The organism is Pseudomonas sp. B16(2017) (genome assembly GCF_002113205.1).
GTDB classification, from domain to species: domain Bacteria; phylum Pseudomonadota; class Gammaproteobacteria; order Pseudomonadales; family Pseudomonadaceae; genus Aquipseudomonas; species Aquipseudomonas pharyngis.
This window is the reverse complement of sequence record NZ_NEKA01000003.1, coordinates 111,917-125,387: the sequence shown is the minus strand read 5'-3', so window position 1 is coordinate 125,387 and position 13,471 is coordinate 111,917. Positions and strand designations below refer to the sequence as shown.

At 58.0% G+C, this 13,471-nt stretch carries 14 protein-coding genes and 2 pseudogenes; 5 read left to right on the top strand and 11 right to left on the bottom strand.

From position 1 onward, the window contains the following. Nucleotides 1–110 precede the first annotated feature (110 nt). The gene (locus CAG25_RS05855; RefSeq protein ID WP_085610753.1) at nt 111–437 is read left to right on the top strand and encodes a DUF2025 family protein; all 327 of its coding nucleotides are present in this window, start codon (nt 111–113) and stop codon (nt 435–437) included. A gap of 147 nt (nt 438–584) precedes the next feature. Here the strand turns inward: CAG25_RS05855 and CAG25_RS05850 are convergent, their stop codons facing one another. Beyond that, a complete protein-coding gene (locus tag CAG25_RS05850; RefSeq protein WP_085610752.1) occupies nt 585–899 on the bottom strand; it encodes an antibiotic biosynthesis monooxygenase in 315 nt (104 codons plus the stop codon). Continuing rightward, complete coding sequence (locus tag CAG25_RS05845) at nt 896–1,603, bottom strand: CTP synthase (protein ID WP_085610751.1); 708 nt, start codon at nt 1,601–1,603, stop codon at nt 896–898. Before CAG25_RS05845 ends, CAG25_RS05850 begins: the two co-directional genes overlap by 4 nt. Before the next feature lie 15 nt (nt 1,604–1,618). Between CAG25_RS05845 and CAG25_RS05840 the strand changes: the two genes are divergently transcribed. After that, nucleotides 1,619–2,560 carry a LysR family transcriptional regulator gene (locus CAG25_RS05840; RefSeq protein WP_085610750.1) on the top strand — a complete coding sequence of 314 codons (942 nt, stop codon included), beginning with the start codon at nt 1,619–1,621 and terminating at the stop codon, nt 2,558–2,560. A 6-nt stretch (nt 2,561–2,566) separates the two neighbouring features. On the opposite strand, the pseudogene CAG25_RS29045 reads toward CAG25_RS05840, so the two are convergent. The 4 genes and pseudogenes from CAG25_RS29045 to CAG25_RS05825 all read right to left on the bottom strand — a co-directional run. After that, nucleotides 2,567–3,004 (bottom strand): annotated as a pseudogene (locus CAG25_RS29045) (methyl-accepting chemotaxis protein); the annotation flags it as partial. Nucleotides 3,005–3,112: 108 nt separating this feature from the next. Beyond that, a pseudogene (locus tag CAG25_RS29040) lies at nt 3,113–3,796 on the bottom strand (PAS domain-containing protein); the annotation flags it as partial. Between the two features lie 265 nt (nt 3,797–4,061). Further along, nucleotides 4,062–5,114 carry a diguanylate cyclase gene (locus tag CAG25_RS05830; RefSeq protein ID WP_085610973.1) on the bottom strand — a complete coding sequence of 351 codons (1,053 nt, stop codon included), beginning with the start codon at nt 5,112–5,114 and terminating at the stop codon, nt 4,062–4,064. A gap of 146 nt (nt 5,115–5,260) precedes the next feature. After that, nucleotides 5,261–5,869, bottom strand: a complete 609-nt coding sequence (locus CAG25_RS05825; RefSeq protein WP_085610749.1) for a TetR/AcrR family transcriptional regulator — start codon at nt 5,867–5,869, stop codon at nt 5,261–5,263. A gap of 214 nt (nt 5,870–6,083) precedes the next feature. Here CAG25_RS05825 and CAG25_RS05820 point away from each other — a divergent pair, with 214 nt between their 5' ends. After that, entirely contained in the window at nt 6,084–7,136 is a 1,053-nt protein-coding gene (locus CAG25_RS05820) for an MBL fold metallo-hydrolase (RefSeq protein WP_085610748.1), read from the top strand. A gap of 38 nt (nt 7,137–7,174) precedes the next feature. Here the strand turns inward: CAG25_RS05820 and CAG25_RS05815 are convergent, their stop codons facing one another. Together CAG25_RS05815 and CAG25_RS05810 are read right to left on the bottom strand one after the other, a co-directional pair. Further along, complete coding sequence (locus CAG25_RS05815) at nt 7,175–7,486, bottom strand: hypothetical protein (protein WP_085610747.1); 312 nt, start codon at nt 7,484–7,486, stop codon at nt 7,175–7,177. A 93-nt stretch (nt 7,487–7,579) separates the two neighbouring features. Beyond that, entirely contained in the window at nt 7,580–8,347 is a 768-nt protein-coding gene (locus CAG25_RS05810) for a helix-turn-helix domain-containing protein (RefSeq protein ID WP_085610746.1), read from the bottom strand. 112 nt (nt 8,348–8,459) lie between these two features. On the opposite strand from CAG25_RS05810, the gene CAG25_RS05805 reads away from it, so the two are divergent. Together CAG25_RS05805 and CAG25_RS05800 are read left to right on the top strand one after the other, a co-directional pair. Next, entirely contained in the window at nt 8,460–9,275 is an 816-nt protein-coding gene (locus CAG25_RS05805; protein WP_085610745.1) for a sulfite exporter TauE/SafE family protein, read from the top strand. 63 nt (nt 9,276–9,338) lie between these two features. Then, a complete protein-coding gene (locus CAG25_RS05800; RefSeq protein ID WP_085610744.1) occupies nt 9,339–10,487 on the top strand; it encodes a hypothetical protein in 1,149 nt (382 codons plus the stop codon). Nucleotides 10,488–10,490: 3 nt separating this feature from the next. Here CAG25_RS05800 and CAG25_RS05795 read toward each other — a convergent pair whose 3' ends face one another. The 3 genes from CAG25_RS05795 to CAG25_RS05785 all read right to left on the bottom strand — a co-directional run bounded on the left by CAG25_RS05795 (nt 10,491) and on the right by CAG25_RS05785 (nt 13,089). Continuing rightward, nucleotides 10,491–11,477, bottom strand: a complete 987-nt coding sequence (locus tag CAG25_RS05795; RefSeq protein ID WP_085610743.1) for a hypothetical protein — start codon at nt 11,475–11,477, stop codon at nt 10,491–10,493. Between the two features lie 250 nt (nt 11,478–11,727). Further along, nucleotides 11,728–12,441, bottom strand: coding sequence for an HNH endonuclease (locus CAG25_RS05790; protein WP_085610742.1), 714 nt, complete (start codon nt 12,439–12,441; stop codon nt 11,728–11,730). A gap of 114 nt (nt 12,442–12,555) precedes the next feature. Then, a complete protein-coding gene (locus CAG25_RS05785; RefSeq protein ID WP_085610741.1) occupies nt 12,556–13,089 on the bottom strand; it encodes a Bro-N domain-containing protein in 534 nt (177 codons plus the stop codon). Between the last annotated feature and the right edge of the window lie 382 nt (nt 13,090–13,471).

Sequence of the window (13,471 nt, the reverse complement as noted above, 5' to 3'; positions counted from 1 at the left end):
ACTTTTGTGCGTTCGTTTGCAGTACGCTTGGCCACGGCAACCGCCCCGGAAGAGGGCGCGCCACCCATTGCCCTGCGTGTAGACCATCGATTCTTTTCGTGAGGTTTACCATGCGCATCACATCGCAACTCATCTGCCAGGCCGCCGACGACCTCAAAGGCTTCGTCGGCCTCAACCGCAAGACCGGCCAGTACATCGTGCGCTTCAGTGAGGACTCGTTCGGCATGGACGTGGCCGATGACGACATCATCCCGTGCAGCGAATTCGTCTGGGCACCGACCACCGAACAGACCATGACCCTCAAGCGCGAACTGATCCAGTTGCTGCTGGACCAGAACATCGATGACCGGATCAACATCACCGAGCCGTTGCGCGTTTATATGAATAAACGCGAAGTGCCGGAGATTGAGGCGGTGCGTAGTCTGGTGAAGGGCTGAGATTCTGCTGCGACTGTTCCGGCCCCTTCGCGGGCAAGCCCGCTCCCACAGGTACCGCGTGATCTTGAGAACAACGCAGTACCCTGTGGGAGCGGGCTTGCTCCGGGCGGCGTTCCGACGAAGGGGCCAGTGAGTACACCTTAATAGTCACTGGCCGAACCGATATTCCCGCTCCACCCGACACACCCGCGTCTGATACGCCGAATACCACTCGGCCCGTCCACGCGCCTGAATCATCCGGTGCTCCGGATGCTCGCGCCACGCCAGAATTGCCGCCTCACTCTCCCAGTACGAAACCGTAATCCCCACCCCGTCCGCGCCCCGGATCGAATCGACGCCGAGAAAACCCGGTTGCTCGGCAACCAATTGCATCATGCGCTCGGAGGCCTCGGCATAGCCGTTATCGCCCTCGGTGCGGGTCGAAGTGAAGATCACGGCGAAACACGCAGTGTTCGGATTCATCGACAGTGCTCCGAGCAGGCTTCGACAAACGCTCGCACCAGCGGTGGCAAGTTCCCCTTGAGCGCCGCACGCTCCGGCTGGAACAGTGTGGCGACAAAGAACACATGGTTTTGCAGTTCGATGGCGCGCAGATCGCCTGCCGAATCGTGACCCACGGCGTGTAGTTCATGGGTCAGCAACTCCCTTTCGAACTGCGGATTCACACCGTAGCGGCAGCGATAGCCTTCGCGAATTTCCGACGTTTCGTACGCCCTGGCCATCAACGAACCGGGCACCAGATGAATGCTGTCCACTGCCTCCACCAGCGAGCAGGTCAGCGGTGTGAGCACCGCGCGGCTGGAGTCTGGCGAGGTTTCGCCATGCTCGGCGTCGGCCCAGCCCAGCACGTGGCGGGAAAACTCCAGCGCCGCATGCTGAAAACCGCCGCAGGTGCCGAGGAAAGGGCGCTGCTGCTCGCGGGCAAAGCGGATGGCCCGCAGGGCCCCGTCTTCACTTTTATAGGGGCTGGCCGGCACACACCAGAAGCCGTCGAAATGTTCCAGCGGTGTCTCCGGCAGGATTCGGTCGGTGGCCAACCATTCGAAATCGATCGGACGGCGATGGTGTTCCGCCGCCAGTCCAAGGGCGACCGGGATGGCTTGGTGGGCGGTGACTTGCGGGTCGAAATCACCGATCAGGGCGATGCGCAGGGCTCTGGATTCCATGAGGACTCGCTGTGCTTGTTGAGGGACGAAGCTCACTATAGATTGGCGTTCACGCACTCGAAATTGGCGTTTGCCCAAGTGATCAATGCAGCCACGCAATACCAACTGGATTTCCCGGATCTGGCCCTGATCCTCGCTTTAGTGCGCGGCGGCTCTCTGGCCCGGGCCGCGCAGCTGTTGAGGGTCGATGTGTCGACGGTGTTTCGCGCCGTGCGCCGACTGGAAGCGTCACTCGGCCAGCAACTGTTCGAAAAAAGCCGCGCCGGTTATTTGCCCACCAGCCTCGCGCAGACCTTGGCCGAGCAGGCCGAACGTGCCGAGCAAGCACTGGAAGCGGCGCGTATCGGTGTGGAGCAGGGCGGCGAAGTGGTCAGCGGCACGGTGCGCCTGACCTGTACCGATTCGGTGTTGCAAGGTCTGCTGCTGCCGGCGCTCGCGCAGTTCATGCCGAACTATCCGGCACTGACCATCGAGCTGAGCACCTCCAACGATTTCGCCAACCTCAGCCGCCGCGATGCCGACATCGCCCTGCGTCTGACACGCACACCGCCGGAGCATCTGGTCGGACGGGAGCTGGCGAAGATTTCCTACCGGGTCTGCGCCAGTCAGCGTTATCTACAAAAGGTTGAAGCGACCGATCTGGCGGCGCTGACCTGGATCGCCCCTGACGACTTTTTGCCTGATCACCCGACCGTCACCTGGCGCCGTCAGCAGTTGCCCGGTGTGACGCCGAGCTATCGCTGCAATAGCATGCTGTCTGTCACGGAACTGGTCCGCGCCGGACTGGGCGTGGCGGCGTTGCCGGACTTTCTCATCAACGAAGGGCTGCAAGCCCTGAGCGAACCCTTGCACGGTTACGACACCGCGTTGTGGTTGCTCACCCGCCCCGACTGCCGCGCATTGCGCTCGGTGGTCACGCTGTTCGATGAACTGGGGCGGGCGCTGCGGTGGCCGTGATCGCGTTTATCCCGGCGCCCGGTCATTGGCGAACATGCTCACGGCTTCCACCGCTTCGCTGGCGCCGTCACGAATCTGCAAAATCACCGTACCGGCCTGATCCGCCAGCTCAACACCCTGCGCCGCGCGACCACGGGTGCCATCCATGCTTTTGATCGCCTGACGGGTTTCGGTCTGGATCAGGCCGATCATGTTGGAAATTTCCGCTGTCGAGCCGCTGGTGCGCGCCGCCAGTTGCCGTACTTCATCGGCCACCACGGCAAAACCGCGACCCTGCTCACCGGCTCTCGCGGCTTCGATGGCGGCGTTCAGGGCCAAAAGATTGGTCTGATCGGCAATCGCGCGGATGGTGTTGACGATGGCGGTGATCTGCTCGGAGCGCTCGCCGAGTTGTGCGATCAGGGTTGAGGATTCGGCGATGTCGTCGGCAATTTCGCGCATTTCACTGGCCGCTTGCTGAATCACTTGCGTACCTTGCTCAGCGACTTTTCGGGTGGCCACCGAGATGTGATAGGCGGCGCTGGCACTGCGCGCATCCTGCTCGTGCTGCTCGACCCGGGCGGTCACGTCCGACGCGAACTTCACCACTTTGCACAAGCGGCCGGCGGCGTCGTAGACCGGGTTGTAATTGGCTTCAAGCCACACGGTCTGCCCGCGTTTGTCGACGCGTTCGAACTGGCCCTGAAACAGTTCGCCCTGATTCAGTCGGCGCCAGAAATCCTGGTAGGCGCTGCTGTTGACCAGCTGCGCGGGGCAGAACAAACGGTGATGTTTGCCTTTGAGTTCGGCGAGGGTGTAGCCCATGCGCGTCAGAAAATTCTGATTGGCGGTGAGGATATTGCCGTCGAGATCGAATTCGATCACCGCCATGGCGCGGTCGATCGCCTGCAATTTCGCATTGGCTTCGCTTTCCTGCTGCACTTTGGCGGTGACATCCATGGCGTACTTGACCACTTTCACCACGCGACCCGAGTCATCCTTGATCGGGTTATAGCTGGCTTCGAGCCAGATCGGACGGCCCTGGCTGTCGATGCGTTCAAAGGTGCCAGATTGGAATTGGCCGCTTTTCAATCGCGACCACAACTCGGTGTACTGATTGCCACGGGCAAACTCGGGAGAACAGAAATGGCGATGGGGCTGCCCGATCACCTGTTCGCGGGTGTAACCCATGGTTTTCAGGAAGTTGTCGTTGGCGCGCAGAACCACACCGTCGACATCGAATTCGATCACTGCCATGGAGCGGTTGATCGCCTCCAGCAGGCCGGCTTGTTGGTTGATGGTGTTTTGGAGATCGACGAGGGCAGTCTTGTGGCGGTTGAAAATCATGTTCATGGCACTCTGGAAATAGGACTGAAGGTGGGGTCCCTGTTTCCGCGTCAGCCAGCCAGATATCTCGATGGCTGGAAGCAGTGTGCCAGCATCCCGGCTGGCGGATTAACTTATACAAAACTTTATAAACTTGTACAAGAAGTCGATTTTTCTCAATTTTGTACAAGTTTTTTCAGGCGGGTGATCGGCTCAACGCTACGCTGATTGTGTTACGTCCCGTGTGCTTGGCCGTGTACAGCGCCTTGTCGGAATCTTCGAACCACTCAAGGGCATCGGCGTACGAGGTTTGATAGCGAGCAAGCCCGATACTCAGGCTGACTCGCAGCTCGGGGACGTCGGGATGGCGGTAACGATCTATTCCCTGACGCAGTTGCTTCATCAGCGCTTCGGCCTTGCTCAGGGGCAGGTTAGGCAGGATCACGCAGAATTCGTCGCCGCCGTATCGTCCGGCCAGCTCGCTTCCGTCGAGCACGAACTTCAGCTCGTGACTCAATTGCCGCAGCACCGCATCGCCGACGATGTGTCCGTAACTGTCGTTGATCGACTTGAAATGATCGATGTCGATCAGCGCCAGAATCGCTTGGGAATTGTGCTGTCGGCACTGCTGAAACTTGAGATGCAGCAGGTCTTTCCAGGCGCCGTGGTTGAGCAGGCCGGTCAGGCTGTCGGTTCGGCTCAGGGCGCTTAGAGTGCGTTTGTGTTCGGCGAGTTTGATCGCCAACCGGTAGCAAACCATTCCCAAAGCCAGCGGATAAAGCGTCAGCATCGGCAGGCAGGCCCAGACCTGAGTCTGCGTGGCCGTCAGAGTGAACTTGACCCCGAACATTGACCAGCCCAGCAGCACGCCGATCACCTGGGCGAGCGCGCCGAGCCAGAACAGGCGCACGCCACCGGCGGCCACGTTGTTCATGGTCATCATCGACAGAATGGTCACGGTGGTCAGTGGGTTGAACTGGAAACACGCGGTCCAGAAACCGCCGAACACCGAGTCATAGAGCAGGTTGCGGCGTTCGGCGCGATAGGGAAAGGCCGAGCGGGTCGACCATTGATAGGCCACATGCGGCCAGAGAAAGCCGTTAAACAGCAACAAGGTCCATAGCCAGGACGGCATGTTCAACGGATACACCGCGGCGCCCACGCTGAAGAAGCCGATGCCAAGCCCGATGGCTCGCGGCAGGTAAATGCGTCTGGCGAATGACAAGCCTTTGCCGCGTTGGTTTTCCATGGTGTTCTGCGCCAGATTCATTCTGAAACACTTTGCAGTGTAATTCTTCAGCGTGACCGTTCATCGGCCAATGGCAGGCATTGTCATTTATTCCAGCGGGAAAATTCAGTGTCCTTGTGAGCCATTTACTGTGGCGCAGGCCTGATCTAGAGCTGGTAGCAGGCCAGGAACATGTCGATTGCAGAATCGACCACGGCATTTTGCATCGTGCTCTCGAGCGAGGGCTGGCCCAGGGAGATCTGCGGCCAGAAGGCAAACGTCTTCAGCAGCCCCTGCACTTGATGGGCGGCGAACTCTGGATCGACCGGTTTCAATCGACCATCCGCCTGTGCGGCACGAATCCACACGGTCACGCTTTCCTCACGTTCGCCCATGCGCGCCACCATGTTCTGCGCGCGTTCCGGCGAGTGGATCGCAGCCGCGATGGCGACACGGGCCAGATTCATGAAGTTGTCGTCCGCCATCATTTGCAACTTGGCCAACAGCATCGTTCGCAACTGATCCCGCAAGGGCTGATCGGGCTGATACGACACGGCCTGCTCAGTACTGATCCGTGCCCACAACTGGTTGAGAATTTCGGCGAAAAGCTCTTCCTTGCTGGGGAAATGGTTGTACACCGTGCGCTTCGAAACCCCGGCCGTGGCCGCGATCTTGTCCATGCTGGTGACCTCAAACCCGTTGGTACGGAATTCGGCGATCGCGGCCTGGATGATGGCTTCTCGTTTACGGTCGGTGAGGCGCGTTGGAGCTGTCATAAATTCGATTCGGCAGAAAAAAGGTGAAATTACACTCGGCAGTTTACTTGCCACCGGGTTTGATGCAACCTAGAAAGTACACCGAACAGTGTAATGTTGCCTTAATCGGTGCACCCTAAAAACAGATGTCCGGCTAATGCGTGCGTGCCTTGGCCATTTATCGTCCCACCGTGGAAAGCCGTGAATTGCGCGGTTTACCTGGAGTCTTTCAGTCATGGCCAAATCAATTTCTTCCGCGGTTAGTCCAGCACCTGAAGCTTCGCGCCAGGCCGAGGGGACTTTCCGTAACCACGCGCCGGTGCAGCGCGAAGGTTTGCGCAAGATGCTGCGCATCATGTGGAACATGATCTTCCACAAACCACGTAACACTCGGCCGGCGGCAGCTATCCCGGTGCAGCCACTGACCCGCGCCGACCTGATCGCCGCTCCCAACCAGAGTGTCTACCGCCTCGGCCACTCGACCTTGCTGTTGAAGCTGCAAGACAAGTTCTGGATCACCGACCCGGTGTTTGCCGAGCGCGCCTCGCCTGTGCAATGGGCCGGACCGAAACGCTTTCACCAGCCGCCGATCAGCATTGACGAGTTGCCGCCGATCGAAGCTGTGATCCTGTCGCACAACCATTACGACCACCTCGACTACGAGGCCGTATTGAAACTGGCGGACAAGGTCAACGTGTTCCTGACCCCGCTGGGCGTCGGTGACACCCTGATCAAATGGGGCATCGATGCCAGCAAGATCCGCCAGTTCGACTGGTGGCAGGGCACCGAAGTCGCCGGCATCCGCTTCATCGCCACTCCGTCGCAGCACTTTTCCGGGCGCGGCCTGTTCGATGGCAACCAGACCCTTTGGGCATCCTGGGTCATCATCGACGGCGATACGCGGATTTTCTTCAGCGGTGACAGCGGCTACTTCGACGGTTTCAAACGCATCGGCGAACAATACGGCCCGTTCGACCTGACCCTGATGGAAACCGGCGCCTACAACGTCGAATGGCCCCACGTGCACATGCAGCCGGAAGAGACCCTGCAAGCCCACATCGATCTCAAGGGCCGCTGGTTGTTTCCGATCCACAACGGCACGTTCGACCTGGCGATGCATGCCTGGCATGAGCCGTTTGACCGCATTCTTGCGCTGGCCTGGGAGCGCAGTGTTTCCATCACCACGCCGCAAATGGGCGAGGCTTTCAACTTGGCACAGCCGCAACGCGGGAGTGCGTGGTGGTTGGCGGTTGAAGGGGAGAGTGAGGCGGTGGTCCAAGGGGCCTAACTCACTGGTGCAGGTTCGCCTCCATCAGGCGAACCGAATCACTCCGCCATCGCATAATCCCCACGCACTGATTCGGCTGTCGAACCATTGCTTGTCGAACGCCCCGGCGCAAACCCCGGAAAGAACACCAACCCCTGCGCTTCAAACCGATAGGTCAACGCCAGCCGCACCTCATCCGCCACGTCCAGCTGCGCTTCGAACCGCTGAATGTCGTCTACTGAAACCTTGGCCTCCCGCGACAACTGTTCAATGCTCCAGCCCAACATCCCTCGGGCCTGGGCGCAATGGGTCGGGGTGAACTGGAAAAGGGCGATACGTTCGAGGATGAGGTTCATCGCTGAAGAGGCCATGGTGTGCTCCGGGCTCGAGAGTGCTGATGGAAAATTTACTGTGTTTTTGTACAGTTGTTTTCGACCGGGATCAAACGCATTTTTTGATTTGCCCTAGTTCGCCGCCTCCAACCAGACGGACGGTGCCTGACCGAGGGTCCGACGGAACATCGTCGAGAACGCCGCCGGGCTGTCATAGCCGAAATCCAGGGCAATCCGCGTCACTGCTTCACCCGCCGCCAGCCGTGCCAGTGCCAATACCACGCAGGCGCGCTGGCGCCATTGACTGAAACTCAAGCCGGTCTGCTGACGAAACATTCTGTTGAAGGTGCGTAAGCTTACGTGCAGCTGATCGGCCCAATGCTGGGGTGATTGGTGAGCATTCGGCTGATGCAGAAAGGTCTGACACAATTCGACCAGTCTTCCGTCAGACGGCAGCGGGATATGCAACGGAAGCGGTGTACTGCGCAGCAATTCATGCAGCAACAAGTCGATCAGCACGCCGTCACGCCCGGTCAGGTCATAGGCCAGCGGCAGCTCCACTGCTTCCATCAGCAAGTGCCGCATCAGCGACGACACACTGATCACCTGACAACGCTCACCCAGATCCACCGCCCCCGGCTCGATATACAAACTGCGCGTGCTGACCCCCAGCATCAACACCTCATGCGCCACCCCCGGCGGAATCCACACCGCCCGCTGCGGCGGCACCACCCAGTTGCCGTCATGCGTGCTGACCTGCATCACCCCGGTCGCGCCGTACAACAATTGCGCCCGCCGATGCGTATGACGTGGCAACAGATAGCCGTGGGAATAATCCGTACCGATCGCCACCACCGGGCGCGGCGTGTCATCCAGCAGATTGATCGAAACATTGCGCATCGAGCGGCATCCAGCGGTTGGCGTAAACGCAAACATTATTGGCTGACTTGCTGAAGCAGGCCAAGCGCCGCCGCACTATCGTCGACCGCTCCCCAACAACGGACGACGCGCCATGTTCTACCTCCTGCTGACACTCTTCGGCTGCCTGACCGGCGTCACCGCCGTGCTATTCGGCTTCGGCGGCGGCTTCGTCGTCGTGCCGTTGCTATACCGCATGCTCACCGCCAGCCACGGCGCCGGCGACCCGATCAGCCAATCCGCCATGCACATCGCGGTCGCCACCTCGACCTGCGTGATGATCGTCAACGCCCTGGTCGCCACCGACAAACACCGCCGCGCCGGCAACCTCATCCGTGATTACCTGTGGCCCTTGGGCGGGTTCATCGGATTGGGCGCAGTCGTCGGCGCAATCGCCGCGGTGTGGGTCAGCGGCGAAATCATTCGTTATGCCTTCATCGCCTACCTCGGCGTGACGATTGTCGATTGCCTGCTGCGACGCGGCTTTCTTACGCAGTCCGAAGGCGCCATCCCACGGCGATTGGGAACGGTGGAAACGTCCGGCGGCGGTGTAGGCATCGGCGCCATCGCAACCTTCCTCGGTGTAGGAGGAAGCGTCATGACTGTGCCGTTGTTGCGGCGTTGCGGGTTGAGCATGTCGCAGGCGACTTCGATGGCCAATCCATTGAGCGTGCCTGTGGCATTGGCGGGGACGCTGACTTACATGTTGTTGGCGGGGTTCAGCGAGACAGAACTCGGGCCATGGTTTATCGGGTATGTGGATCTGCTGGCGTTCGCGGTGCTGACGTTGGGCTCGATGCTGGGGATTCGACTGGCCACACGGTGGATCGGGCGGATACCGGATCGGGTGCATGCGTGGGTGTATATCGCGCTACTCATCATCGTGATGCTGGGCATGACACTGAAGTAGCACCTCGATTCCTGCGCGCATCCTCTGCATACTCCGCAGCCTTATTCACTCAGGGATCGATCCATGCTCAAGGGACTGTTGCGCCTGGCGCCATATGCCGCCGCGTTGTTTTCACTGCTTTCCACCGCTCAGGCTGACGACGGCAGACGTGTGTTCACCGGCACGCTGGGCAAGACGCCGATTGTGGTTGAGCTCAATACACAGCAGCCGGATGAAGTGACCGGTCGCTACTTCTATGAGAAATACCATCGCGACCTGCCTCTGAGCGGTGCGTTGCAGGACAGCACGCTGACGTTGGTCGAGGGCAATAATCGCTACGGCGATGACAAGCCTTTGCCGACCCTCAAGCTGGAAGAAACCGCCAACGGCTGGCAGGGTGAATGGCAAAACCCGAAGGGCAAAAAGCTGCCGGTACAACTGGTCGAGGCCAGACTTCCCGCGCCGACTGCAACGACGTTGCCCGTCATTGCCACGTTGCCGAAAGACGATCCCTACGAGTATTTGCGCTTACAGGGGCTCAAGCTCAAACCGGGGAAGAAAGACAAGTTCATGGGCTACGACCTGCAATGGTGGGCGGAGCCGGAGTCGAAAATCTCTTTCTTCAGTATTGAGTCCGGTTATCCCAAACAGGAGCAACAGCGGATCAACGAGCAATTGTTGGGACGGCTCTGGAAAGAGGTCATCAGTTATCACGCCTGCATGCTGCAAGGTGGTGAGAATGCCGAGCAATGGCAAAGCGTCGCGCCCACGTTTCTGTCGTCCGATATCGTCAGCCTGAACATCAACACCGGTTACGACTGTGGCGGCGCGCATCCGGATGTCGGCAACTCCCCGATCAATCTCAATGCTCATACTGGGCAAGCGATAAAGCTGGAAGACGTTTTGGCAGTGGGTGGAGGGGAGGGCACTTCGACTGGAACAAGCGAAGGTAAACAGAGGGAAGAGTTTGCGCAATGGCTTATAAAGCAGTTCACCTCGCTGTATCCCGACGAAATGAAGAAGCCAGCCGAAGGTGATGAAGACAGCTGCGACTACACCGATGAAAACGTCTGGGGCGTTTTCGATTGGTACTTCACCGCCAAGGGCATTTACCTGGGGCCGTACTTCCCGCGAGTGCAACGTGGTTGCGATGAACCCGACTGGTCGATCCTGCCGTACTCAGTCGTCAAACAACACCCCGGCGCCGTCCAACTGCAACTGCCCCAAAACTAACCATCACGCCAGACCCGGCGCTTCACGAATGATGAAGTGATCCAGGTTCTCGATATTGGCATTGAAGACCTCGAAAGGCTTTTCGGGGTTCTTCTTGCCTGGCACCTGCTTCAACTCCGGCGTCACACCATAAAAGAAGCAGAACAACTCCTTATCACTGTCGACCGCGTGCTTGATCTCCTCCAGAAACGCCTTGCGCTTGCGGTAGTTGTCGATCAGCTTCTTGTTGAGATAGACACTGACCGGATAACGCTTCTTCTTGCTGTCATCCGGCTTCTTGAACCAGACCTTGTCCTCGAAATCGATCCGGAAACTGGCGCTGTGAAAGTCCTCGATCTTCTTGATCCGGCCCCAGTAAATCAGCCCCTTGTTGTCCATCAAGTACTCGATCTTCTTGAAGAACGAACTGTACGGCGCCGTATGCTCGCCAATCTTCAACGGCATACGCTTGAGCAAATCCTTGTCCGCGAAGTTCGACACAAAACACTCCACGGGGTGAGCGAAAACACTGGTCTTGTCCGGCGCCGACTCACGACCCGGCGATTCTTTTGAGGGGGAAGTCGCCACCCGCACCGGATCATCCCGCAACACATCCGCCGCCCCCGCTGGCGCGGCAGGCTTGCGCACATACTCACGACGCGTCAGCAACAACTCCGACGGAAAATGCTCCTCCCGCCCGTCATCCAATTCCCCATCCGCCGCCTCAACCCCCGACGCCGACGTCTTCAAACTCACATACGGACAACCCGCCACATGCTGCGTACCGGGCAGATTCTTGAAGTGCGGCGTGCGTACGTAATTCACGTTCTTGGCGTTGAACGTACCCAACTCGTTGGAGGCATCGAATGCCGAACGACAGGTGTCGTTGGGGCACTGGAAGTGTTCCTTCGCAGAATCGAACGCCACCGTCTCATCGAAATTGAGATCGCGAACGTCATAGATCGACAGTTTGTCGTCGAGGCTGAGGCAGTAGGCGAGATCGAATTTCATGGTGGGGCTCGGATCCTTGAGTGGGGGAGGGGTATTAATAGCGGGAGGCGGGGCGGGTTGCACTGATTGTTTTCAGGATGATGCGGAATCTGTGGGAGTCAGGCTGCTGGCGATTCTCGGCATCAACCAGATTTCATTACTCACACCGACATCGCAGGCCGAGCATCACCCTGTGGCGAGGGAGCTTGCTCCCGCTGGGGGACGGAGCAGTCCCAAGAACAGCAAATACGGTTAGTCAGATAGACCGCGATTATTCCTTTTCGAGTCTTCCAACGTTGTCATACAGCCAAGCAGTGAAAGCCTCTCTGTCGTCAGAATGGTGGCAGCGTCGATGACAGTTTGGGCACAGCGCTACGGTGTTGGTCTTGAAGTCCGTCCCGTTGTCCGACAGATGCTTAACGTGGTGAACCTCAAGGTAAGGTTCTCCATTCATTTCAAAAGGACCTGTTTGTCCGCATCCCTCACAGACACCCTTGGCGTTGAACAGAATCCAATCTTTGACTTGGGATATGCGGGCGTAGGTTTTGGTTGTCCTGACGATTTGCTGAGGTATCTGCACACCCTCTGGCTCACTCACAAAATCACGCTGTTTCGCTCGTTGTACATTTCGACGTGATGATTCTTCTTGCGTGGAAGGTGTACCGGAATCCAGCGTAATGAGGCCTTTCGATTCTAGGATTTTCATCAGGCGCGCGGTAATCCCTGAACCGAGATTCACCTTTGGTTTGTAGCTAGGGATCGTTTTCAGCCCAAGATCTTCGAACAGAGCGGTAATGTTCTGCAGTCGATAGTCAATCGACTTGATGTTTCGCCCGGCGAGTACGCCGTTCTGCAGACGCCTGTGTTCCAAGGACTTATTAAATTTTTGATCATTTGGGTAGCGAGCCCGAATATCGAGATAGCCATCGACCGAAGCGTCAAGCTCCTCATCCGTCCAGCCACTATTTTCCTTTTCCGTATCCATAAAATCGCCGAGGGTTGAAAACCCTCGGACGATACTGAGTGGCCATTACGGCTGTCTAGGAAAATTCCTACAGAGATTTGCGACAGTTCTCGCAAGTGATCTCACAAGCAGCACCTAACTCATCAGATGCTTCGACGACTGAAATACCTCTGCAGCCTTCCGCCACCAAGACTTCGGGGCAGTCGCTCGCTGCTGTGTCTGGCCCTGCAACAGGTATGGCATATCTCGTAGCCGAATCCAGCTTTCATCCTGCCAATGCAACAGACTCACAGACATCTCAGGCCATTTCAAAAAACTAAGCATAGGTAGATCCGGATTTTCCGAGGACGCAGCATCGCGTAAGGCTGGAACCACTTGATGGGTCAGCCACTCGCGCAATAGCCGATTCCCTGGGACGTAGTGATACACCAACAGCGCATACACACCGGACTCACTGAGCATAAGTTGCTTCTCAGGTTGCCGGTGATACTCAATCCACAGAAAACGATGTTGATCCTTGTCCAGTTTGCTGACCATCCGATCACTGAGATGGACGCCCATCAAGCGACCAATATCGCGTGCGCAAAACCATGGCTGGCCTTCAAGGAGGAGGGCATGGAGAGAGAGTTTGTGCAGAGTGAAGACCGTGGAACTGTGAGGTTCAGACATGGCAGGCCTCCAGTGCTGGATGCATGCAGATGATGTTGAGGCTGAAGCAGATTTCCTTCGTGCCGAAGGAGATATTTTTAGGCATATCCATTTACCTCTGTGTGATGTCAGCTTTCTTAAGGCTGGGTGCCGGGAGCTAAGAAACCCCACACAGAGGGCCGGACATATTTCCCTTTCGGGTCTTGTATTCGCCCACTCCCGGCATAACAGAGTTTTTTGATGCGCACGGGGAAACCGTAGGCACAAAAAAGCCGCGACTGTCGGGTGCGGTGAGTCCGCTGTGTGAGGTGTTTCTTAGGCACCTTTTTGAAGACTATTGCTTTACAAGTATTTGGTCAAGACAGAGTTTTGAATACGTCCGCAGATATGCGGACGTATGTTT